General features: G+C 74.5%; 21 protein-coding genes. 9 read left to right on the top strand and 12 right to left on the bottom strand.

Annotation, left to right across the window (positions count from 1 at the left end; all coding sequences use genetic code 11):
* Positions 1 to 460 (top strand): EF-hand domain-containing protein (locus ACFW1I_RS00640; RefSeq protein WP_384664703.1); only part of this gene is annotated, 460 nt, incomplete at its 5' end.
* A 67-nt stretch (positions 461 to 527) separates the two neighbouring features.
* Here the strand turns inward: ACFW1I_RS00640 and ACFW1I_RS00645 are convergent.
* The 4 genes from ACFW1I_RS00645 to ACFW1I_RS00660 form a co-directional block, all read right to left on the bottom strand.
* Positions 528 to 1,385, bottom strand: a complete 858-nt coding sequence (locus ACFW1I_RS00645; RefSeq protein WP_384664705.1) for an SAM-dependent methyltransferase — start codon at positions 1,383 to 1,385, stop codon at positions 528 to 530.
* A 122-nt stretch (positions 1,386 to 1,507) separates the two neighbouring features.
* On the bottom strand, positions 1,508 to 2,620 hold the full coding sequence (locus ACFW1I_RS00650) for an NAD(P)-dependent alcohol dehydrogenase (RefSeq protein WP_384664707.1): 1,113 nt from the start codon (positions 2,618 to 2,620) through the stop codon (positions 1,508 to 1,510).
* Positions 2,617 to 4,023 carry an aldehyde dehydrogenase family protein gene (locus ACFW1I_RS00655; RefSeq protein WP_384664709.1) on the bottom strand — a complete coding sequence of 469 codons (1,407 nt, stop codon included), beginning with the start codon at positions 4,021 to 4,023 and terminating at the stop codon, positions 2,617 to 2,619. Before ACFW1I_RS00655 ends, ACFW1I_RS00650 begins: the two co-directional genes overlap by 4 nt.
* 8 nt (positions 4,024 to 4,031) lie before the next feature.
* The gene (locus ACFW1I_RS00660) at positions 4,032 to 4,787 is read right to left on the bottom strand and encodes a (5-formylfuran-3-yl)methyl phosphate synthase (RefSeq protein ID WP_384664710.1); all 756 of its coding nucleotides are present in this window, start codon (positions 4,785 to 4,787) and stop codon (positions 4,032 to 4,034) included.
* A 207-nt stretch (positions 4,788 to 4,994) separates the two neighbouring features.
* On the opposite strand from ACFW1I_RS00660, the gene ACFW1I_RS00665 reads away from it, so the two are divergent.
* Positions 4,995 to 5,408 carry a hypothetical protein gene (locus ACFW1I_RS00665; RefSeq protein WP_384664712.1) on the top strand — a complete coding sequence of 138 codons (414 nt, stop codon included), beginning with the start codon at positions 4,995 to 4,997 and terminating at the stop codon, positions 5,406 to 5,408.
* Between the two features lie 23 nt (positions 5,409 to 5,431).
* Here ACFW1I_RS00665 and ACFW1I_RS00670 read toward each other — a convergent pair whose 3' ends face one another.
* From ACFW1I_RS00670 to ACFW1I_RS00680, 3 genes are all read right to left on the bottom strand, one after another.
* Positions 5,432 to 6,265, bottom strand: a complete 834-nt coding sequence (locus ACFW1I_RS00670) for a TIGR03943 family putative permease subunit (protein ID WP_384664714.1) — start codon at positions 6,263 to 6,265, stop codon at positions 5,432 to 5,434.
* A complete protein-coding gene (locus ACFW1I_RS00675) occupies positions 6,262 to 7,170 on the bottom strand; it encodes a permease (RefSeq protein WP_384664870.1) in 909 nt (302 codons plus the stop codon). Before ACFW1I_RS00675 ends, ACFW1I_RS00670 begins: the two co-directional genes overlap by 4 nt.
* A gap of 335 nt (positions 7,171 to 7,505) precedes the next feature.
* The gene (locus tag ACFW1I_RS00680) at positions 7,506 to 8,069 is read right to left on the bottom strand and encodes a DM13 domain-containing protein (protein WP_384664716.1); all 564 of its coding nucleotides are present in this window, start codon (positions 8,067 to 8,069) and stop codon (positions 7,506 to 7,508) included.
* A 144-nt stretch (positions 8,070 to 8,213) separates the two neighbouring features.
* On the opposite strand from ACFW1I_RS00680, the gene ACFW1I_RS00685 reads away from it, so the two are divergent.
* Positions 8,214 to 9,278 (top strand): NAD-dependent epimerase/dehydratase family protein, encoded by a 1,065-nt coding sequence (locus ACFW1I_RS00685; protein ID WP_384664718.1) that lies wholly within the window; start codon positions 8,214 to 8,216, stop codon positions 9,276 to 9,278.
* A 187-nt stretch (positions 9,279 to 9,465) separates the two neighbouring features.
* Here the strand turns inward: ACFW1I_RS00685 and ACFW1I_RS00690 are convergent, their stop codons facing one another.
* Complete coding sequence (locus tag ACFW1I_RS00690; protein ID WP_384664720.1) at positions 9,466 to 10,578, bottom strand: sensor histidine kinase; 1,113 nt, start codon at positions 10,576 to 10,578, stop codon at positions 9,466 to 9,468.
* Positions 10,575 to 11,297, bottom strand: a complete 723-nt coding sequence (locus tag ACFW1I_RS00695; protein WP_384664722.1) for a response regulator transcription factor — start codon at positions 11,295 to 11,297, stop codon at positions 10,575 to 10,577. The genes ACFW1I_RS00690 and ACFW1I_RS00695 overlap by 4 nt, the downstream gene beginning before the upstream one ends.
* A 135-nt stretch (positions 11,298 to 11,432) precedes the next feature.
* Here ACFW1I_RS00695 and ACFW1I_RS00700 point away from each other — a divergent pair, with 135 nt between their 5' ends.
* From ACFW1I_RS00700 to ACFW1I_RS00710, 3 genes are read left to right on the top strand one after another with little or no spacing between them, the layout of a single operon-like run.
* Positions 11,433 to 12,110, top strand: a complete 678-nt coding sequence (locus ACFW1I_RS00700) for a glycosyltransferase family 2 protein (RefSeq protein ID WP_384664872.1) — start codon at positions 11,433 to 11,435, stop codon at positions 12,108 to 12,110.
* Entirely contained in the window at positions 12,107 to 12,739 is a 633-nt protein-coding gene (locus ACFW1I_RS00705) for a DUF2064 domain-containing protein (RefSeq protein WP_384664724.1), read from the top strand. Before ACFW1I_RS00700 ends, ACFW1I_RS00705 begins: the two co-directional genes overlap by 4 nt.
* Positions 12,736 to 13,398: a class I SAM-dependent methyltransferase gene (locus ACFW1I_RS00710; protein WP_384664726.1), complete on the top strand. Its 663-nt coding sequence runs from the start codon at positions 12,736 to 12,738 to the stop codon at positions 13,396 to 13,398. The genes ACFW1I_RS00705 and ACFW1I_RS00710 overlap by 4 nt, the downstream gene beginning before the upstream one ends.
* Here ACFW1I_RS00710 and ACFW1I_RS00715 read toward each other — a convergent pair.
* Positions 13,374 to 13,778, bottom strand: a complete 405-nt coding sequence (locus ACFW1I_RS00715) for a hypothetical protein (RefSeq protein ID WP_384664728.1) — start codon at positions 13,776 to 13,778, stop codon at positions 13,374 to 13,376. The two genes, ACFW1I_RS00710 and ACFW1I_RS00715, sit on opposite strands and share 25 nt — an antisense overlap.
* A gap of 11 nt (positions 13,779 to 13,789) precedes the next feature.
* Complete coding sequence (locus ACFW1I_RS00720) at positions 13,790 to 14,959, bottom strand: molybdopterin-dependent oxidoreductase (RefSeq protein WP_384664730.1); 1,170 nt, start codon at positions 14,957 to 14,959, stop codon at positions 13,790 to 13,792.
* 113 nt (positions 14,960 to 15,072) lie between these two features.
* Between ACFW1I_RS00720 and ACFW1I_RS00725 the strand changes: the two genes are divergently transcribed.
* The 3 genes from ACFW1I_RS00725 to ACFW1I_RS00735 all read left to right on the top strand — a co-directional run bounded on the left by ACFW1I_RS00725 (position 15,073) and on the right by ACFW1I_RS00735 (position 19,629).
* A complete protein-coding gene (locus ACFW1I_RS00725; protein WP_384664733.1) occupies positions 15,073 to 16,515 on the top strand; it encodes a glycosyltransferase 87 family protein in 1,443 nt (480 codons plus the stop codon).
* A gap of 52 nt (positions 16,516 to 16,567) precedes the next feature.
* Positions 16,568 to 17,662 (top strand): class I SAM-dependent methyltransferase, encoded by a 1,095-nt coding sequence (locus ACFW1I_RS00730; RefSeq protein WP_384664735.1) that lies wholly within the window; start codon positions 16,568 to 16,570, stop codon positions 17,660 to 17,662.
* Positions 17,663 to 17,823: 161 nt separating this feature from the next.
* Positions 17,824 to 19,629 (top strand): ABC transporter ATP-binding protein, encoded by a 1,806-nt coding sequence (locus ACFW1I_RS00735; protein WP_384664737.1) that lies wholly within the window; start codon positions 17,824 to 17,826, stop codon positions 19,627 to 19,629.
* A gap of 29 nt (positions 19,630 to 19,658) precedes the next feature.
* On the opposite strand, the gene zapE is transcribed toward ACFW1I_RS00735, so the two are convergent.
* Positions 19,659 to 20,732 carry a cell division protein ZapE gene (gene zapE, locus ACFW1I_RS00740; RefSeq protein WP_384664739.1) on the bottom strand — a complete coding sequence of 358 codons (1,074 nt, stop codon included), beginning with the start codon at positions 20,730 to 20,732 and terminating at the stop codon, positions 19,659 to 19,661.
* Positions 20,733 to 20,746: the final 14 nt, after the last annotated feature.

A 20,746-nucleotide genomic window follows, 5' to 3' on the forward strand; every position in this document is an offset into this window, starting at 1 on the left:
GGCTGACTGTCTGTCGCGGAGAGTGGGTGTGTGGGAGGCGGCGGGGGCGCCCGCCCCCCCCCCCGCCAAGGAGGCCCTCCGGGCTTCGTTCCGGAGCTGGTGGACGACGCTGGCCACCGAGCTCGACGCCAACGGCGACGGTGTGATCACCGTCGAGGAGTTCCGCCCCTTCGTGCTCGACCCCGAGCGCTTCGGCCCCACGATCGCCGAGTTCGCCCAGGCGCTCTCCGCCCTCGGCGACCCGGACGGGGACGGCCTCATCGAGCGCCCGCTCTTCATGTCGCTGATGACGGCGATCGGCTTCGAGGAGCCGAACATCGACGCGCTCTTCGACGCCTTCGGCCCGGACGCCGAGGACCGCATCACCGTGGCCACGTGGGCGGACGGCATCAAGGACTACTACGCGCCGGACCTGGCCGGGATCCCCGGCGACCGGCTGGTGAGCGCGCAGGCCGTCTGACACGGCCGGCTCGCGCGTGTCCCGGGGCGGCAGGCCGTCCCGGGACACGCCGCCGGGCGGGCGGACGTCACGGCCGGGGCGGCCTGGGCTTGTGGGCGAAGACCCACCGGTTCCCTTCGAGGGCGTCGTTCGGCTCGGGGAGGGGACCGCGTCCGTGCCGCCGGGTGTAGTCGAAGGGCGTGCGCATCGACGTGGACCAGCCCCTGGCCGTCAGACGGCCCGCCGTGTCGGGGCGCGGTCCCAGGTCGAAGAGGTCGAGCAGGTCGATGCCGATCCGTTCCCGCGTCGCCGTGTAGATCGTGCTGTCGCGGTACGCCAGCAGGTCCTTCTCCAGCTTGGCCTCGAAGGCCAGGGCGCTGCCCCCGGTGGTCAGCCGGTCCACCGTGTCGATGAGCTGCGTCTCGGTGGGGCCCGGCAGGTAGAAGAGCAGCCCCTCGGCCAGCCAGACGCTCGGCGCGCCCGGGGCGTAGCCACTGGAGGTCAGCGCGGTGACCCAGTCCTCGCGCAGGTCGGCCGGGACCGGGACGCGCTTCGTCCTCGGCGCGGCCGACCGGTCCGTGAGGACCCGCTGCTTGAAGGACAGCACGCCCGCCCTGTCGATCTCGAAGACCACGCAGTCGGACGGCAGGTCCAGCCGGAAGGCACGCGTGTCGAGTCCCGCGCCCAGCAGGACCACCTGGCGGGCGCCCTCGTGGACCCACTTGAGGACGAAGTCGTCGAGGACCCGGGTCCGCAGCCCGAAGTAGCGGGCGAACCTGCCCCACAGCGGGTCGTCGTCCCCCTCCGGGACCTGTCCGATGTGTACCGGCCAGTCCGCGCACGCCGGGGCGGCACGGACGAAGTGTTCGGCGTGCACGTCCTGGGCCAGGCTGTCGTGGCGGTGGGTCTCGATCGCCCGGGCCGCGGCGACCAGGAGGGCGGTCATCCCCACGCCTCCTTCCACCCCTCCTTCCACGCCTCCCGCGTCGGCCCGCCCCGTCGTCGTGGCGGCCCCGTCTCCCCCGGTGGCCGGACGGGGGGACGTCTCATCGGTGGTGGAGATCTCGCTCATCGGTCTCTTCTCTCCGGCAGCAGGACGGGTTTGACCACGCGGCCGGCGTCGCAGTCGCGTTCGGCCTCGTTGATGTCGGCCAGCGGGTAGGTGCGGATCAGCTGGTCGAAGGGGAAGCGGCCGGCCCGCCACAGGTCGGCCAGCCGGGGTATCAGCAGTCCGGGTACCGCGTCGCCTTCGCAGATGTGGCGGAGGGAGCGGCCTCGGTCGAGCGTGCCCGGTTCGAGCGGCAGCGGGGTGTGGAGGCGGGCCACGAGGCCGAGGGTTCCGGTGGGCCGCAGGGCGTGGAGGGCGTGGTTGATGAGCGGGGCCGAGGCGGTGGTGTCCAGGGCGTACTGGGCTCCGCCGTCGGTCAGGCGTCGGAGTCGTTCGGGCAGTTCGCGTACTCCGGCGAACAGCGGTGTCGCGCCGAACCGTTCGGCCAGGTCCAGCCGTTCGGGTTGGCGGTCGACGGCCACGGTCCGCACGCCGGCGGCGGTGGCCGCCATCACGGCGGCCAGGCCCACGGCTCCGGCGCCGAGGACCGCGAGGGTGTCGCCGGGTCCCGCGGCGAAGGTGTTGAGCACGGCTCCGGCGCCGGTGAGGAAGCCGCAGCCGAGGGGCCCGAGCAGTTCGAGCGGCAGGTCGGGGTCGACCCGGACGGCGTTGCGGGCCGGGACGAGGGCGTACTGCGCGAAGGAGGACTGGCCGAACCACCGGGGAGCCAGCGCCCCTCCGGTCGCGTCGGTGAGTCGGGGTGGTTCCTCCTCGCGTCCCCCGAAGAGGTTGAGGGAGGCGAAGGAGTCGCAGTAGGCGGGGGCGGCGGCGCGGCAGTTCCGGCAGTGGCCGCAGGAGTCGAAGCTCAGCACGACGTGGTCGCCGACGTCGAGGGCGGTCCCGGGGCCGCCGCCCGTCGCCGCCACGACCCCGGCGCCCTCGTGGCCGAGGACCGCGGGGAGCGGGCTGCGGCCGGCCGATCGTCGTACCGCGAGGTCCGTACGGCACATCCCGGCTCCCGCGATCTCGACCAGGATCTCGCCGGGGCCGGGCTCCGCGGACAGGGCCACCTCCTCGACCGTGAACGGGGCCTCGTACGAGCGCAGGACCGCCGCCTGGAACCTCCTCGTCACGCCTCCTCCTGCGGTCGGTGGAGTACGAACGGCCGGAGGTTCCCGTAGAGGCCCCAGGGGCCGCCCGCGACGCCGACGCCGCTCTCCTTGACGCCCGCGAAGGGCTGGGCGAGGGAGAGTTCGGCGTGGTGGTTGATCCAGGCCGTGCCGCATTCGAGCCGGTCGGCCACCGCCTCGGCCCGGTCGGGATCGGTGCCCCAGACGGAGCCGCCCAGGCCGAAGCCGGTGCCGTTGGCCGCGTCGACGGCCTCGTCGAGGGTGCGGTACGGAAGCACCGGCAGGACCGGTCCGAACTGTTCCTCGGTCACCACCGGGCTGTCGGGCGGGACGTCGGTGAGGATCGTGGGGGCGAAGAAGTACCCCGCTCCGTCGAGGCGGTGGCCACCGGCCGCGGCCCGGGCGCCGTCCGCCAGGGCCCGCCGGGTGACCTGCTCGACCCGGGCCAGTTGGGGAGCGTTGTTGACCGGACCGATCCGGGTGTCCGGGTCGAGTCCGGATCCGACCGGGACGGTCTTCGCGCGCTGGGCGAGGGCTTCGACGACCTCGGCATGGAGGCGGGCGGGGGCGTAGACGCGTTTGACTGCCATGCAGACCTGCCCGCAGTTGCGGAACGCGGCCCAGAACAGCCGGTCCGCGATCCGGTCCACGTCCACGTCGTCCAGGAGGACGGCGGCGTCGTTGCCGCCGAGTTCCAGGGTGACCCGGGCGAGCGAGGTCGCCGCGGCCTCGGCGACGGCGCGGCCGGTGGGCACCGAGCCGGTGAAGGTGACGTGACGGATGCCCGGGTGGGCGGCGAGACGGGCACCGAGGGGTTCGCGGCCGGTGACGACGGTCAGGACGTCCTCGGGCAGGACGTCCGCGAGGACGGAGCCGAGCAGCCGGGTGGCGAGCGGGGTGTGCGGGGACGGTTTGAGGACGACGGTGTTGCCGGCCGCGAGGGCGGGCGCGAACTTCGCCGCCGCGAGCTGGAGCGGGAAGTTCCACGGCACGATCGCCGCCACCGGCCCGACGGGCCGCCAGCGGACCTCGCTGTGCACGGGTCGGCCGTCGTCGATCCGACGGGTCCTGGGGGCCAGGTCGGCGAAGTAGCGCAGCCGGGCCGCCGTGCGGGCGATCTCGGCGTACGACTCCGCCAGGGGCTTGCCCTGTTCCCGTGTGAGCAGCGGGGCGAGGTCGTCTCCGGCTGTTTCCACGGCGTCGGCCGCGGCGCGCAGGGCGGTGGTACGGGCGGCGGGGTCGGCCCGCCAGTCGTGCCAGGCCCGCTGGGCCCGGGCGACCACCTCGTCCAGCGCGTGCGGCCGCTCGTCGGGGGCGTCGTCGAAGGCCTGCCCGGTGGCCGGGTCGACGACGGCGAGGCGTGCGGGACGGCGCTCGGGGACGCGTCCGGCTTCCGGTGTCGGCATCCCGCTGGTCAGCTCACGGCCCGGGGACCGACGGCGTGTTCCCGGGCCTGCCGGTCCATCTCCGCCCGGAAGGCGGCCACCAGATGCGGCTGGATCCTCCCGGCGTTGCGGTCGCCGCCCGAGCAGACAGCTCCCCGCACGCCGACGATGTCCGTGCCGATCTCGGTCAGCGGTCCGAGGTCGCCCTGCTTGACGCTGCCCGCCAGGGCGGCGAGCAGACCGGACGCGTGGGCGCGCCGGACGAACTCGGCGCAGGCGTCGGGCGGGACGTGGTCGAAGAGCCGTGTGCCGTCCTTGATCGCGGTGTCCAGCATGGCCGCGTCGGCGCCTGAGCGGGCGGCGATGTCGGGCAGGGCGAGCGGGTTGACGCAGCCGACGCGGTGGGCGTCGGCGTAGCCCGAGGCGACGACGAGCGCGTCGGGGCGGTGGTCCTTCACCGCGCGGACGACCGCCCGCATCACCTCGACTCCCTGCTCGGGAGTCGTGCAGCCGTACAGGCCGACCTTGATGTACGTGGCTCCGGAGACGACCGCGCCCAGCGCGGCCTGGGCCACCGTGCCGGGCTTGTACGGCACGTCCCCCACGGTGGCGGACACCGGCTTGTCCGCCGGCACCGCGTCCCGGATCTCCCGGATGACCCAGGGGAAGTTGGCGCCCAGCGAGCCCTCGTCGGGCTTTTTGACGTCGACGATGTCGAGGTGTTCCGCGGCCTTCGCGCAGTCGAGGGCTTCCTCGACGCCGTCCGGGGAGATGAGAAGCAACACCGTGAGCTCCTTCCGCCGCATGTCCGCCTGGCCGAGGAGAGGACAGGGGTGCGGATCACCTGGTCCACCTGGTTCACCCGCGATGCGCTCATCCTTTCCGTCGCCCCCTGGGCACCGGTAGGGCGCGCGGAGCACGCAGGAGGTGCCTGACGGCGCTCGCGTGAAGCGGTGTGCGCCGTCGTGCACCGGCGTGCACACTTTGGACCGGTGTCCGCCGAGGTGTGTCCCACCCTGCAGACCGCCCCCGATGCCCCCTTGCGCGCTCCGGGCCGACACCTCACGGCCTCGCCGGGCCGGCGCGCCCGTCGCTCGCGGTCGACGAGGATCCGTTCCTGCCGGCGCTCGGGCGGGCGGTGCACGGCCCGGCACGCCGAGCGGCCCCCGGAGGACTGGGCCTCCTGGTGGGCGGCGGCCGCCGCCCACCAGGGCTTCGCGGAACTCCTCGCGGAACGGGCCCGCCGTGGCACCGGCCCGGGCGGCGACAACGGTCTCGGCGCCCGGGACCACGCGGAGCTGCTGCGCGAGGCCGGGTTCGCCGCCGTGGGCACGGTGTGGCAGTGCGGCCCCAGCGTGGTGCTCGCGGCGGTACGGGGAGGGGGCGGAGGACCTGACGCGCCGTGAGAGCACGCCCCTTAAGGCCGGCTTCAGTTGCCCGTGGGCGGGGCATCCTGGTACGGGTTGCGGGGCGGGGCGACCACCTTCAGCGCGCCGACGTCCATGGCCGGGACGGGGTCCTCGACGGTGACGTCCTCGGGCCGCCAGAGGCCCGTGACCTCGACCCAGGTGTCGTTGCCGGGGGCCTTCACACCGTGCACCTCCACCCGCATCGTCCGCGCGTCGCCCGCGCAGCAGCCGACCTTCAGGCGGTTGAGGTACCAGGTGTCCGGGCTCTTGCCGGCGGTGACGAACCCGAGCAGCCGGATCTTGCGGCCCCGCAGGCTCGTGGAGTCGTACACGGAGCGCCCGATGAACTCCTCCAGGGCCATGGGCGTCGTCGGCGCGTCCGCCAGCTCCTCGTACGCGGTCCGCTCGACGCGGGCCGCCCCGCCGTCCCGCGAGGCCGTGAAGGAACCGAGCGCCGGCGGCGCGACGAACAGGAGGGTGAGGGCCGGTACGGCGAGCAGCCAGGCGACCCGCGAGGCACCACCGTGCCCGTGCCTGTCCCCGTGCCCGTCGTGCGCGTCGCCGTGGTCGTCCGCCGGATCGTGCCAGTACCGGTCCCCGGAGGCGTCGCGCCGCAGCACCGGCTGGCGCAGGCGTCGCGCCACCTCGGCCCCGAGGCCCGCGAGGCCCAGGAGCACCAGCAGGACGCCGGACGCGACGAGGTAGGGCCACAGCCCCTCCTTCACGTACCGGAGGTACATGTCGCTGCGCACGGTGGCGCGCAGCAGGCCGGCGCCGGTCAGCGCGAGGAGCAGGGGCAGGCCGAGTTCGCCCAGCGGGCGGGGGCGGGCCGCCCGGGCGGGTCGTCCGGTCACAGCAGGACACCTCCGACGAGGACGCAGGTCAGGACGGCCACGACGAACGTGGCGGCGCTGAAGCGCACCGCGAACGCCCGCCCGAAGGCTCCCGACTGCAGGGCGATCAGCTTCATGTCGACCATCGGCCCCACCACCATGAAGGCGAGGCGGGCGGTGGGTGAGAAGCCCGTGAACGAGGCCGCGACGAACGCGTCCGCCTCCGAGCACACCGAGAGCAGCACCGCGAGCACCGCCGCCACGAGGACGCCCAGCCACGGCGAACCGGAGAACACCTCAAGGACGGAGGGCGGTACGAGGACGTTGAAGGTCGCCGCCGCCATGGCGCCGACGACCAGGAAGCCGCCGGCGTGGAGGAAGTCGTGCTGCAGCCCGCGCCGGAAGGCGACCAGCCGGCTCGCGCCGGGCGCGTGGTCCGCGTGCCCCGTCGGCAGGCGCAGCCATTCCTCGCGCCCCCACCGGATCCAGAGCCAGCCCATGACGACCGCCGTGACGAGCGACGCACCGAATCGCGCGGCCACCATCTCCGGGCTGCCGGGGAACGCGATGGCGGTCGAGACGAGCACGACCGGATTGACGGCGGGCGCGGCCAGCAGGAAGGTCAGGGCCGCGGCCGGTGCCACGCCCCGGCGCATCAGGCTGCCCGCGACGGGAACGGAGGCGCACTCGCACCCCGGCAGCACCACCCCGGCGGCACCGGCCACCGGCACGGCGAGCACGGGGTTGCGGGGCAGCACCTTGGAGAAGACCCGGGCGGGGACGAAGGCTCCGATGGCCGCCGACACGACGGTGCCGAGAAGCAGGAACGGTACGCCTTGGACGACGATGGCGACCAGCAGGGTCCGCCAGGCCCCGAACGCCGCCCACCCGAACAGCCGCTCCAGCCACGGCCCGACGGGCACCATCACCAACGCGGCCCCGACCAGCACGGAACCCGCCCTGCGAGTCCACCCCGAGCGCGGCTCCGCGGCGCCGATGTCGCCACCGGGAGTCCCCGGGTGAGGGGGCGGTGATGGTGGTGGTGATGCCGTCGCCGTACTCGCCGAGACCTCGGCCACGCCGCGCCCCCTCGCTCTGGTCCACCGTGGTGCGGCGGAACGGGTCCAGCCCGCCCGGAGATCACCCGGCGCGAGCGGGCACACAATAGCCCACGACAATCATGTTCATCTACGGCCGGCGGCCGGTGACATGGACGCCGAACGGGATCGTCGTGACGGAACGGGACGCCCTCGCGCGGCTGTCAGATGCGGACGATCTCCGCGGCGCCGAAGGAGACGTCGAAGCGGTCGCACCAGATGCTCACGCTCGTGTAGGCCGACAGGTCGAGGTCCGCCGGCAGTGGGTAGTTCTGGTCGCCCTTGTTCCCCTTGAGCCTGGCGAGGTTGACGTACTTCCCGTCGTCGAAGACGCCCCAGCCGGCCTTGCCCTCCTTCACCGGCGCATCGCTCAACCACACGCGCAGGTCGGGGCCGTTGCTCGTGTCCAGCCCTTCGAGGCGGAGCGTGTGGGTGCCGTCCGCGAGCCGGACGATCTTCACCGTGCCCGTCGTCGTGTGCTCGTGAGTGACGAACGACCCCCGGGCCACGGTGGTCGGGCCGACGGACGGCGTCGGGGCCGTGGAGGGGGACGGGCTCGTGGGCACCGTCCGCGTCGCCGTCGGCGCGGCCGCGGAGGGCAGCGCCTCGTTGACGGTCTCGTCCACCCACAGCGCCCAGGGCTCGAACCACACCAGCCCCGCCCCCACGATCACCGCGGTGACGACCGCCGCACCCGCCCACCGCTGCTTCTTCGTGACGCGCCCCACGGCGCACCTCCTTCACCCTCGTGCCTTCTCCGGACCATCCCACGCGACCGGGAGGGCGAGCGGAAGGTCCTGCCTGATGACGAAAGGCTTACGGCCCGGCGTGGACGGCTCCTGGAATCCGGGGCGGTCCGTAGCGTCGCACCCATGCGCGTACTCGTCACCGGAGGAGCCGGCTTCATCGGCTCGCACATCGTCACCTCGCTCCGCCGGGCCGGCCACGAGCCAATCGTGCTGGACGCCCTGCTGCCCAGCGCGCACCCCACCGCACCGGACCGGCCGGAGGTGGAGTTCCTGCACGCCGACGTCCGGGACGCGGCAGGTGCGCGGGCGGCGCTCCGCGGCGTCGACGCGGTCTGCCACCAGGCCGCCATGGTCGGCCTCGGCAAGGACTTCGGCGACGCACCCGCGTACGTGAGCTGCAACGACCTCGGGACGGCGGTGCTGCTCACGGCGATGGCGGACCTCGGTGTGCACCGGCTCGTGCTCGCCGGGTCGATGGTGGTGTACGGGGAGGGACGGTACGAGTGCCCCCGTCACGGTCTCGTGCGGCCGGGCCCCCGCCTCCCCGAGGACCTGGAGGCAGGGCGCTTCGAACCGCTGTGCCCCGTCTGCGGCTCCGAACTCGCTCCCGGCCTGGTCGTCGAGGACGCGCCCGCCGATCCGCGCAACGTGTACGCCTCGACGAAGCTCGCCCAGGAGCACCTGGCGGCCGCCTGGGCCAGGTCGACGGGGGGCACGGCGGTGTCGCTGCGCTACCACAACGTCTACGGACCGGGGATGCCCCGCGACACCCCGTACGCGGGGGTGGCCTCCCTGTTCCGCTCCGCGCTCGCCCGGGGAGAGGCGCCGCGGGTGTTCGAGGACGGCGGTCAGCGGCGGGACTTCGTCCACGTACGGGACGTGGCGGCCGCGAACGTGGTCGCGCTGGAGGCCGTCGAGGGACTGCCGGCGGGTGCGCTCACCGCCTACAACGCCGGCAGCGGCGACCCGCACACGGTGGGCGAGATGGCGACGGCCCTGGCTCGGGCCCACGGCGGTCCGCGGCCGGTGGTGACGGGCGGGTTCCGGCTCGGGGACGTCCGGCACATCACCGCGGACTCGTCACGGCTGCGACGCGAACTGGGCTGGCGTCCGGAGGTCGGTTTCGCGGAGGGCATGGCGGAGTTCGCCCTGGGGGAGCAGCGGGCGTCGGCCGTCGTCGGGGGGTGACCGGACGGGCGACCGGGAGGGCGGCGCGCGCGTCGCCCGGGAGAACCGCCACGGGGGCCGGCCGCCGCCCGACCGGCGGACGCGCGGGCCACCGCACAGCGCCACCGCTTCCTCCGGGCACGGCCTCGGAACGGGAGGATGCGTCCGGCCGGGCTCCCCCACCCACCGCGGGTCCCGTGAGGGCCGTTCAGCCCGCCGCGGTCGGCAGGGTGACCTCGAAGCGACAGCCGCCCGGCACGTTGCGCACGTCGGCGTGGCCCTCGTGCGCCTCGACGATGCCCCGGACGATGGCGAGGCCGAGGCCGGCCCCGGCCGGCGGGGTGCGGGCCTCGGTGCCGCGCCAGCCGGTGTCGAAGACCCGGGGCAGCTCCTCGTCCGGGATGCCGCCGCAGCCGTCGGTCACCGACAGCACGACGGCGTCCGCCCTGCGCTCGGCCGCGACGGCGACCGTGCCGTCGGCGGGGGTGTGGCGGATGGCGTTGACGAGGAGGTTGGCGAGGACGCGGGTCATCTCCTTGCCGTCCACCTCGACCGGGACGGCCGCGACCTCCTCCCCCAGGAGCCGCACACCCCGTTCGCGCGCGAGCGGGTCGGCGCCGCTCAGCGCCCCGTCGACCAGGTCGTACACGGACATCCGGCTGGTCCTCAGGGTCAGCGCGCCGGCGTGGATGCGGGAGAGTTCGAAGAGGTCGGTGACCATGGCGGTGAGGCGTTCGACCTCGGTACGGATCTGGCGGTGGTAGCGGGCGGGGTCGGCGGCCATGCCGTCCTCCAGGGCCTCCGCCATCGCCCGCAGTCCGGCGAGCGGGGTGCGCAGGTCGTGGGAGATCCAGGCGACGAGTTCCCGGCGGGACGCCTCCAGGGAACGTTCGCGCCCGCGGGAGGCGTCCAGTTTGGCGCTGGTGGCGGCCAGTTCGCGGGTGAGGGCGGCCAGTTCGGCGGTGGCGGCGCCGTCGGGTGCGGAGAAGCTGCCGCCGTCGCCGAAGTCACGGGCGGCGCGCGCGAGAGCGCGGCTGCGGGCCACGACCCACCTGCCCAGGACGACGGCGGTGCCCAGGGAGACCAGCGCGGCCATGGCGACGACGACGGTCACCACCCACAGGTCGTGCGGGGACAGGAACATCGCCTGGGCGACGGCGAGCGTCCCGGCGAGCATCGCGGTCACGGTCACGGCGGCGACGACCGTCAGCGAGACGGCGACCGAGCGGTGGCGCACGAGGCGGAGCACGACCGCCCCGACGAATCCGGCGAAGACGGCGCCGGCCAGGGCGAACGCGGCGATGAGCAGGACGTCCTTCATCCCGTGGTGCCCTCCGGTTCGAAGCGGTAGCCGACGCCCCACACCGTCTGGATCAGGGCCGGCCGGGCCGGATCGTCCTCGATCTTGGCGCGCAGCCGGCGGACGTGGACGGTCACGGTGGACAGGTCGCCGAAGTCCCAGCCCCACACCCGCCGCATCAGATCCTCCCGGCTGTGCGCCGCCCCGGGACGCTCCAAGAAGTACGCCAGGAGATCGAACTCCCGCAGGGTGAGGGCGAGTTCGACACCGCCGCGGCTGGCCCTGCGGGTCGCGGGGTCGACGGTCAGGTCGCCGGCGCGCAGCGCGCCCCGGGGGCCGGCCGGTGCCGCCGGGTGGCTGCGGCGTATCACCGAGGCGACGCGCAGGACGAGTTCGCGCGGGCTGAACGGCTTCGTGACGTAGTCGTCCGCTCCCACTTCCAACCCCGTGATGCGGTGCTCCTCGTCACCGCGCGCCGTCAGCATGATCACCGGAACGGGCCCGGCGGACCGCAGCCGTCGGCACACCTCCAGGCCGTCCAGGCCGGGCAGCATCAGGTCGAGGACGACGAGGTCGGGCCACCGCTCCCCGGCTCGGCGCAACGCGTCGAGGCCGTCGGCCGCGTGCTCGACGAGGAAACCGGCCCGTTCCAGATAGCCGGTGACGACCTCGGCGACCGTCGGGTCGTCGTCCACCACCAGGATCCGGCCCCCGCTCCCGGGGGCGCTGTGCTCGCTCATGGCGCACAGACTCGCATCCGCTCCGGGACGGCTGCCACGGCCACCCGGGCGGACGTCGCCCGGCGTCCGCGTTTCGTAAGGACTTCCACGGCCCCGAACCGCTCCGCGATTCCTACGGTGAGAGGCGTGACCTCCATGACCGCAGATGTCGTCCTTCCCTGTCTCGACGAGGCCGAGGCCCTGCCCTGGGTGCTGGCCCGCATCCCCGCGGGGTGGCGGGCGATCGTCGTCGACAACGGCTCCACCGACGGTTCCGCCGCGCTCGCGGCCGGCCTCGGCGCCACCGTCGTGCACGAGCCCCGGCGCGGCTTCGGCGCCGCCTGCCACGCGGGGCTGCTCGCCGCCGAAGCCGAGTTCGTCTGCTTCTGCGACTGCGACGCCTCCCTCGACCCCGGCCTGCTGCCCGGCCTCGCGCGTGCGGTGGCCGACGGCTCCGCCGACCTCGTCCTGGGCCGCCGCCGCCCCACCGCGCGCGGCGCCTGGCCCGCCCACGCCCGGGCGGGGAACCTCGCACTGTCCCGGCTGCTGCGACGTCGTACCGGCCTGCGGCTGCGCGACCTGGGCCCCATGCGGGTCGCCCGGCGCGAGGCGCTCCTCGGTCTCGGCCTGTCCGACCGCAGGAGCGGCTACCCGCTCCAGATGGTCGTCCGGGCCGCCGACGCCGGCTGGCGGGTCCGGGAGGTGGACGTGCCCTATCTCCCCCGTTCGGGCCGGTCGAAGGTCACCGGCACCTGGCAGGGCACCTGGCAGGCCGTGCACGACATGCGCCGTGTCCTGGACGAGCCGGCGCCGGTCGGCGGTGGACGCCCGTGACCGCCCTCCTCGTCATCGCCAAACAGCCCCTGCCCGGCCGGGTCAAGACCCGGCTCACTCCCCCGTTCACCCCGGCGGAGGCCGCCGCCCTCGCCGAGGCGGCCCTCACCGACACGCTCACCGCCGCCGCGCGCGTACCGGCGGACCGTCATGTGCTGGTGCTCGACGGACAGCCCGGTGGCTGGCTCCCGTCCGGCTTCGAGGTGGCCCCGCAGGCGGCGGGCGGGCTGGACACACGGCTCGCCGCCGCGTTCGCCGGCTGCGACGGTCCGGCGCTGCTCATCGGCATGGACACCCCGCAGGTCACCCCCGAGCTGCTCGCCCCGGCCCTGTGCTGGGACGCGTACGACGCCTGGTTCGGCCCCGCGGCCGACGGCGGCTTCTGGGCCCTCGGCCTCGCCTCCCCCGACCCCGCCCTCCTGCTCGGCGTCCCGATGTCGCGCCCCGACACCGGCGCCGTCCAGTACGCGCGGCTGCGCACGGCCGGACTGCGGATCGGCACCCTGCCCGTGCTGCGGGACGTCGACACCGCCGAAGACGCGCGTCTCGTGGCGGGCCGGACTCCCGGCAGCCGCTTCGCCGCCCTGCACTCCGCCTTGACCGCGGCCTCGGCGGGAGCGGGCGCGTGACCGCGACGACGGCCTGGCGCGCCGATCCGTACAGCGACGCCCTGCGCACCGGGCGGGGCCCGCTCTTCCTGCGCCGTGACGACGGCCGGCTCCTGCCCCTGGAGGTCGAGCGCTGGTGCGGGGCGCCCGACCGCGCGGACCGGTCCGTCCTGGACCGGTGCCACGGCGCGGTCCTCGATGTCGGATGCGGACCGGGACGTCTCGTCGCCGCCCTCGCCGCCGAGGGGCGCCGCGCGCTGGGTGTCGACGTCAGCCCGGAGGCGGTCGCCCGTACCGTGCGGCTCGGCGGGACCGCCCTGTGCCGCTCGGTCTTCTCCCCGCTGCCCGGGGAAGGGCGCTGGGACACGGTCCTGCTCATCGACGGCAACGTCGGCATCGGCGGGGATCCGGCCGCTCTGCTGCGCCGACTGCGGCAGGTCGCGTCCCGCTCCGGCCGGTTGATCGCGGAATGCGCGCCTCTGGACGTCGACGAGCGCTGCGACGTGCGGGTGGACGACGGCCGGGGCGGACGGGGCACGCCGTTCCCCTGGGCCCGCGTCGGCGTTCGCGCGCTGTCCGCGCACGCGGCCGCCGTCGGCTGGACGGTGTCCGAACGATGGGACCTGCGGGGCCGCCACTTCGCGACCCTCACGCGTCAGTCGTCGTCCGTGCTCCGCTGAGGCCGCCGCCGCCACCGTCGTACGAGGATCACGGCCACCGTCACCACGGCCACCGCCGCGAGGACGACCACGAGGTTGCGTCCGTACGGCAGCGGCAGGGCGGAGGGGTTCGGCGGCTCCCCGGGCCGGAGCAGCAGCGGCAGCGTGATCAGCACCAGGCTTCCCGCCACGACCAGTGCGCCGCGCAGCACCCCCCGTTCGGGGCGTCCGACGAGCGACAGCCCGACGACGAGGACCAGCGGGGCGATGATCCCGTCGTGCAGGACGACCGCCCCGGCCAGCCACACCAGCACGCCCAGCGGGTCCGGCTGGTCCGCCACGCGCCACGCGCCGATGCCGATCAGGACGAGTCCCAGGCAGCCGGCCCCGTACCGGAGCACACCCGCCGTCCTCACAGCACGTCCAGGCGGTGGACCCACTTGGTCTGCAGCACCCCGGGCCGGTTGGGGGCGATGATCCGCGCGGGGAAGCCGTGGTCCAGGGAGAGGGGCTGCCCGTTGAGCGTCAGGGCGAGGAGGGTGAGCGGATCGTCCGCGTACTCCGCTCCCATCTCCATCACGCGGTAGGCACCGCTCACCTCCAGCGAGGTCACCCGCACGGCGTCCCGTCCCGGCCGTCCGCCCGCCCGCTCCAGCAGGTCCCGTACGCGTACGCCTTCCCAGTGGGCCTCGACGCTCCAGCCCTCGACGCAGGCGATCGGCAGCCGCGCGGCGGTCCGGGACATCGCCCGCAGGTCGTCGAGACCGAGGGTGTACGGGCGGGGTCCGGCGACCTCCAGCCGCCAGGCCCGCAGGCGCGGGGCCGACACGCCCGCCGCGGCGGCGGTCCGGTTCACCGGCAGCCCTTGCGGGCCGTGGTCCGGGTGCCGGGGGGCGAGCAGGTCGAACCGCCGCAACGGCGTGAAAGACTGGCCCACCGTCGTGAGGGTCACCGCCGCGACGGCGGCGCCCGTGCCGAGCAGGAGGGAACGGCGGTCCGGGGCGTCCTCGGCGGGCAGCGCGAGCGTCCCCTCCGAGCGCCTGCCCCAATGGGCGGTGATCTCGGGGGCCTTGACCGCGACGTGCAGCAGGATCGAACCCGTCACCACCCACGCGACGGCGAAGTGCACGGGCACGAAGGAGAAGGGCCAGGGATACCACTGGACGATGTTGAGCAGCCCGGTCAGCACCTGGAACACGGCCGAGGCGACCAGGACCGCGACGGACAGCCGCTCCAGCGCGTGGCGCGCGGACCGGACCGGCGGCCACACGAACAGGCGCGGATACACGGCCCAGAGCTTGACCAGGAGCAGCACGATCGCTGCCAGTCCGGTGGCGACGTGCAGCCCCTGGGTGAGCCGGTAGCCCCACACCGGCCGGGTGGGCAGGTCGTCGGCGAGCCAGTCGGGCGGGTGCTGGAGGTAGTGGCTGACGAGGCCGGTCGCGAAGCAGACGGCGAATGCCGCGCCGAGCCACCGGCCGACGACGGTCGTCGTCCGGGCGTCGTGCAGTCGGCCGGTGAAGGCGGGCGGGCGGAGTGCGGGCAGGGTGATCCGTCGCGGCCCGGGCATGCGGGAGGTCATGACGTCCATGACACCGCCGCGCGCCTCCGCGCGGAGGGTCCGACACCTTACGGAACCCGAACGCTCCGACGGGTCGCCCGCCCGGCGGCCCGGCGCGCTGCGAGGCTGCGCCCATGCTTCGTGCCCGTCCGCTCGTCGTCACCGTCCTGCTGCTCGCGGCCCTGACCACCACCCTGGTCCTCCTGCTCGGCAAGGACACCCGCGGGGTCCCGTTCCTGACGGTGTACGCGGGATGCTGGGCGCTGTTCGCGGCAGGCGTGGTCGCCCTGCGCCGGGTCCCCGCCCGCGCGGTGGTCCCGCTCGTGCTCGCGGGCGCGGTCGCGGTCACCGCCACCGGGCTGGTGGCCGGGCCGCGGACGAGCACGGACGCCTACCGGTACGCGTGGGACGGTCGTGTGCAGGCGGCCGGCATCACCCCCGACCACCACCCCCCCCCCCACCCCCCCCGTGTCGGGTGGCGCTCGGCTGGTCTTGGCCCCGCCCCGGCCGCCTGCGCGCACGGCCGCGACCTCGCCCCGCTGGCCGACGGCGGGTGCACCCGCATCAACCGGCCGGCCGTGCACACGATCTACCCGCCGGTCGCCGAGGGCTGGTTCCTCCTGGTCCACACCCTCACGCCGGCCGGCACCCGTCACCAGGCGCTGCAGACCGGCGCCGCCGTGCTCTCCCTCGCGGTGACCGGCCTGCTGGTCACCGTCCTGCGCCGCGGAGGCGACCCCCGGCAGGCCGCCCTGTGGGCCTGGTGCCCGGCCGTACCCGTCGAGGCCGTCAACAACGCCCATGCCGACGTCCTCGCCGTCCTCTTCTCCGTCGCCGCCCTCGCGGTCGTCGCCCGCCGCCGCGTCACCGGCGGCATCCTGCTCGGCCTCGCGATCGCCACGAAACTGCTGCCCGCCGTCCTTCTCCCGGGTGCGGTGTCCGGGCTGCGCCGCCCGCGAACGGTCCTGGCGGTCGTGGTTCCGGCGCTGACGGTCGTCGGGACGGTCTACGTCCCGTACCTCCTGCTCTCCGAGGGCTCGGTCCTCGGCTACCTGGGCGGCTACGCGCAGGAGGAGGGTTACGACGACGCGGCGGCCGGCGGCCGGTACGCCCTGCTGCGCCTCGTCCTGCCCGACGCGTGGGCGCCACCGGTCGTCCCGCTCGTCATGACGGCGGTGACGCTCGCGGTCTGGTGGCTCGGCGACCCCGAGCGCCCCTGGCGCGGCGCCCTGCTCACCACCGGAGCGGCCTTCCTCCTGCTCACCCCCGGCTACTCCTGGTACGCGCTGCTGCTCATCGCCCTCGTCGCGCTGGACGGACGGTGGGAATGGCTGGGCGTCGCCCTCGCCGGTGCCGTCGCCTACCTCGCGGGACCGGTCATCGGCGTCGCGTGGGTGACCGCGGCGTACGGAGCCGCCGCGCTGATGGTCGGCGCGGGCCGGTGGGTCCGGCGCAGGGCCCGTCACGCGTGCGGTGCGCCGCACGGACGACCACGGCCGGTGGCGCCCTCGGGCATGCGGCCCGACCGGCGGGGATCGGGCCACCACGACCGATGGGGCAGTCCGGACGTATCGTGAGAACAGGTGTCTCTCCCGGCGCGCCCACCGACGTCTGGTGGAAGGATGGGCCATGTCCACTCCCGGAACACCGCGGCCTCCTGTCGATGGTGCCCAGCAGGAGGCGTTCGCCGCAGAGGTCCTCGACGTCCTGAACAAGAGCGCCCTCGCCCTGCTGACCAGCGTCGGTCACCAGTGCGGCCTGTTCGACACGCTGGCCGGCCTCCCGCCGTCGACCAGCGCCGAGATCGCCGAGGCGGCGGGGCTGGACGAGCGGTACGTGCGCGAGTGGCTGGGCGGCATGGTCGTCGGCCGATTCCTGGAGTACGACCCGGAGCGGGCGACGTACGTCCTGCCACCGGAACACGCCGCCTGTCTGACGACCGCGGCCGGCCCCGACAACCTGGCGGGGATCATGCAGTACATCGGGCTGATGGGCCAGGTCGAGCAACAGGTGGTGCGCTGCTTCCGCGAGGGCGGCGGCGTCCCGTACGCGGCCTATCCGCGCTTCCAGACCCTGCAGGCCGAGGAGAGCGCCCGGGTCTACGACGCGGCGCTCGTGGACACGATCGTGCCGCTGGTGCCGGGACTCGCCGAGCGACTGCGGGAAGGCGTCGACGTCCTGGACGTCGGCACCGGGCAGGGGCACGCTCCGCTCGTGCTGGCCCGGGCGTTCCCCGCCAGCCGCTTCGAGGGCCTGGACCGGTCGGAGTCCGCCATCGAGACCGCACGTGCCGAGGCGGCGCGCTCCGGGCTGGACAACCTCCGCTACACGCAGGCCGATTCGGCACGGATCACCGGGGAGTACGACGTCATCACCGCGTTCGACGTGATCCACGACCTGGCGCGGCCGGCCGAGACCCTGACCGCGATCGCCGGGTCCCTGCGCCCGGGCGGCACGTTCCTCATCGGCGACATCGCCGCCTCCAGCCGGCTGGAGGAGAACATCGGGCACCCCTTCGGTCCAGCGCTCTACACGTTCTCCGTCTTCTACTGCATGACGACCTCGCTCAGCACCGGCGGCGCGGGCCTGGGCACGGCCTGGGGCCAGGAGACGGCGGAGCGGATGCTCCGGGACGCCGGCTTCGCGAGCATCGACATCAGGACCGTGGACGGCGACCCGATCAACGTCTACTACGTCGCGACCAAGCCCGGTCCCGGGCGGTGACCCCAACCTCCCCTGGACCGAGGGGGCACGGAGCACACGGCGTACGCGTCCTCGACGACGGCTCCCCGAATCCCGATTGTCGTTCGCCTGTCCGTATTGAATGATGGCGTGCGCATCCGGGGCGCCCGCGCAGGTCTCCGGGAGATTCGGGGAGAGGCTCCATGGACACCGGCCGAGACACCGCACGACCCTCCGCTTCTCCTGGGCGGTTGTTGCTCGGTTACGTACGACCGCACCGCTGGACGCTGTTCGCGGGGGCCGTGCTGGCGCTGGTCACCGGGGCCACCGGACTCGCCCTGCCGCTGGTGGCCCGGTCCCTGATCGAGAGCCTGTCCGACGGCGAGCCCATCACCGGGGCGCTGCTGGCCATGTCCGCGCTGGTCCTTGCCAACGCCGCGCTCGGCGCGCTCGGTTCGTACGTCCTGCGGCGCACCGCCGAGTCCGTCGTGCTCGGCGCGCGGCGCACCCTGTCGTCCTACCTGCTGCGGCTGCGCATCGCCGCCGTGGACCGCACCGAGCCCGGTGACCTGATGGCCCGGATCACCTCCGACACCACGCTGCTGCGCGAGGTCACCACCGACTCCCTGGTGGGGCTGGGCACCGGCGGGCTGACCCTCGTGGCGACGCTGCTGCTGATGGGCGTGGTCGACCCGGTCCTGCTCGCCGTCTCCCTCGGCGTGATCCTGGCCGCGGGCACGGTGATCGGCGTGATCGTGCCCCGCATCAACAAGGCTGCGCGGCACGCCCAGGACGCGGTCGGCGCGATGGGGGCCACGCTGGAGCGCGTCCTGGGCGCCCTGCGCACCGTGAAGGCGTCCGGTGCCGAGCAGCGCGAGGAGCAGGCGGTCCACGCCGCGGCCGAGGAGTCCTGGCGCCAGAGCGTCCGGGCCGCCAAGTGGTCGGCGCTCGCCGGGAACACGGCCGGCCTGTCGATGCAGATCGCCTTCATCACCGTGCTGGCGGTCGGCGGCGCGCGGGTGGCCACCGGTGCCATCGACGTCGGCACCCTGGTCGCGTTCCTCCTCTACGTCTTCTATCTGATGTCGCCGATCCAGCAGGTCGTGGGCGCCGTCACCCAGTACCAGAGCGGCGCGGCCGCGCTGGCCCGCATCCAGGAGGCGCTGCGGCTGCCGGCCGAACCACCCTCCCGGCCCGCCGTGTTGCCCGCGGCCGGTGCCGAGCCCGCCGCGCTCGCCTTCGAGGACGTACGTTTCCGCTACGCGGACGACCTTCCGTACGTCCACCACGGGGTGACGTTCTCCGTGCCGCCGCGCGGGTTGACGGCCTTCGTCGGTCCGTCCGGTGCCGGCAAGACGACCCTCTTCTCCCTGATCGAGCGGTTCTACGACCCGACGGACGGCGGCATCACGCTCGACGGCCGTGACCTCGCCCACTGGGAGTTGTCCGAGCTCCGGTCCGTCATCGGCTACGTCGAGCAGGACGCGCCCGTCCTGTCCGGCACCCTCCGCGACAACCTTCTGCTGGGCAACGCCGACGCCGACGAGGGCGCCGTGCTGCGCGTACTGAAGACCACGCGCCTCGACGGTCTCGTCGCCCGCCTCCCCCAGGGTCTGGACACCCTCGTCGGCCACCGCGGCACACGACTCTCCGGCGGCGAACGGCAGCGCGTCGCGATCGCCCGGGCCCTGCTGCGGCGCCCCCGGCTGCTGCTTCTGGACGAGGCCACCTCGCAGCTCGACGCCGTCAACGAGGCGGCCCTGCGCGACACCGTCGCCGACATCGCCCGTACCACGACCGTCCTCGTGGTCGCCCACCGGCTCTCCACCGTGACCTCGGCCGATCGCATCGTCGTCATGGACGCGGGCAGGGTGCGCGCGGTGGGTACCCATGCGGAACTCGTGGCCGGGGATCCCCTGTACGGAGAACTCGCCGCCACGCAGTTCCTCACCGCCGCCGACCGGGCGTCCGCGCAGGCGCCCTCGGCAGGGCCCCCGCACACGACGTGAGCGGCGCCGCGCAGGCGGTGCTCAGCCGGTCAGTTCCTCCGCCGGAGCATCGCGAGCCGGCTGGCCGTGCGGTCGAGGTCGCGGGTGAGGGGCTGGTCGGCGGGGAGATCGGCCAGCGGGTCGGCGCCGATGAGGACGAGGCGGATGTCACGGTCGCAGGCCACGTCCACGAGGTTCGCGAACCGCTGACGCCCGTCCGCGGACGCCTCGCCCAGCGGGGGCACGCCGTCCAGGACCAGGGTGGGGAACCGTTCGGCGACGGCCAGGTAGTCGGGCACTCCCGTCGCGGCCTCGCACAGGGCGTCGAAGGCGAACCAGACGTGGTCGGGGCGCACCGCGCGGGCCGGCAGCTCCCGCAGGTGGGCCTGGACGGGCGTGGCCTCCGCCGGCTCGGGGGCGGGGAGGCCCAGCGCGTCGAGGCCGGTGTCGCCCGGTGGCACGCACATTCCCGTCGCGAACCGGCGGCCGCCGTCCGCCGCCGCGGGCGCCGCGACGCGACGGAAGTCCACGGGCCCCGTGACGTCCAGGATGTCCATCCGCTCCTCGATGAGCCGGATGGTCGGCTCGAACAGGTGGTGGTAGAGCGGGTCCGGCATCAGTCCGGCGGGCGGGTAGTTCGAGGTGGTGACCAGGGTGATCCTGCGGTCCAGCAGGGTGCGGAAGAGGCGCGCGATCAGCATCGCGTCGCCCGCGTCGTGCGCGTGGAACTCGTCGAAGACCAGGACGCGGCTGTCGCCGATCAGCTCGTCGAGGGCGCTGTCGACGGCGCTCTGCCCGTCGTGGCGGGCGCCCGGCCGGGTCACGCCGTCGTGCAGCCGACGGAAGAAGTCGTGGAAGTGCAGGCGGCGTTTGCGCGGGGTGGGCAGCCCCTCGTAGAAGGTGTCCACCAGCCAGGACTTGCCCCGGCCGACCGGGCCCCAGACGTAGAGGTCGCGGGGCGGCCTGGGGAAGGTCCAGGCCGGACGCGCGAGTTCGGCCGCGAGGTGGGCCAGCCGTTCGACGGCGGGCTCCTGCGCGGGGGCGACCGAGAAGCCACGCCGTGCGGCGGCCTCGTGGAAATGGCGGCGCATGGCCTGGGCGTGCTGGGGCACCGGTCGGTTCATCCGTTCCTACGCTG

The sequence above is a fragment of the Streptomyces sp. NPDC058955 genome, assembly GCF_042741435.1.
Taxonomy (GTDB): domain Bacteria; phylum Actinomycetota; class Actinomycetes; order Streptomycetales; family Streptomycetaceae; genus Streptomyces.

Coding starts and splice junctions, on each gene's coding strand:
- ACFW1I_RS00645 (WP_384664705.1), bottom strand. CDS start 1,385: ATGACCGCCCTCCTGGTCGCCGCGGCCCGGGCGATCGAGACCCACCGC.
- ACFW1I_RS00720 (WP_384664730.1), bottom strand. CDS start 14,959: ATGACCTCCCGCATGCCCGGGCCGCGACGGATCACCCTGCCCGCACTC.
- zapE (WP_384664739.1), bottom strand. CDS start 20,732: ATGAACCGACCGGTGCCCCAGCACGCCCAGGCCATGCGCCGCCATTTC.
- ACFW1I_RS00675 (WP_384664870.1), bottom strand. CDS start 7,170: ATGGTGCCCGTCGGGCCGTGGCTGGAGCGGCTGTTCGGGTGGGCGGCG.
- ACFW1I_RS00685 (WP_384664718.1), top strand. CDS start 8,214: ATGCGCGTACTCGTCACCGGAGGAGCCGGCTTCATCGGCTCGCACATC.
- ACFW1I_RS00690 (WP_384664720.1), bottom strand. CDS start 10,578: ATGAAGGACGTCCTGCTCATCGCCGCGTTCGCCCTGGCCGGCGCCGTC.
- ACFW1I_RS00725 (WP_384664733.1), top strand. CDS start 15,073: ATGCTTCGTGCCCGTCCGCTCGTCGTCACCGTCCTGCTGCTCGCGGCC.
- ACFW1I_RS00695 (WP_384664722.1), bottom strand. CDS start 11,297: ATGAGCGAGCACAGCGCCCCCGGGAGCGGGGGCCGGATCCTGGTGGTG.
- ACFW1I_RS00655 (WP_384664709.1), bottom strand. CDS start 4,023: ATGCCGACACCGGAAGCCGGACGCGTCCCCGAGCGCCGTCCCGCACGC.
- ACFW1I_RS00735 (WP_384664737.1), top strand. CDS start 17,824: ATGGACACCGGCCGAGACACCGCACGACCCTCCGCTTCTCCTGGGCGG.
- ACFW1I_RS00700 (WP_384664872.1), top strand. CDS start 11,433: ATGACCGCAGATGTCGTCCTTCCCTGTCTCGACGAGGCCGAGGCCCTG.
- ACFW1I_RS00730 (WP_384664735.1), top strand. CDS start 16,568: ATGTCCACTCCCGGAACACCGCGGCCTCCTGTCGATGGTGCCCAGCAG.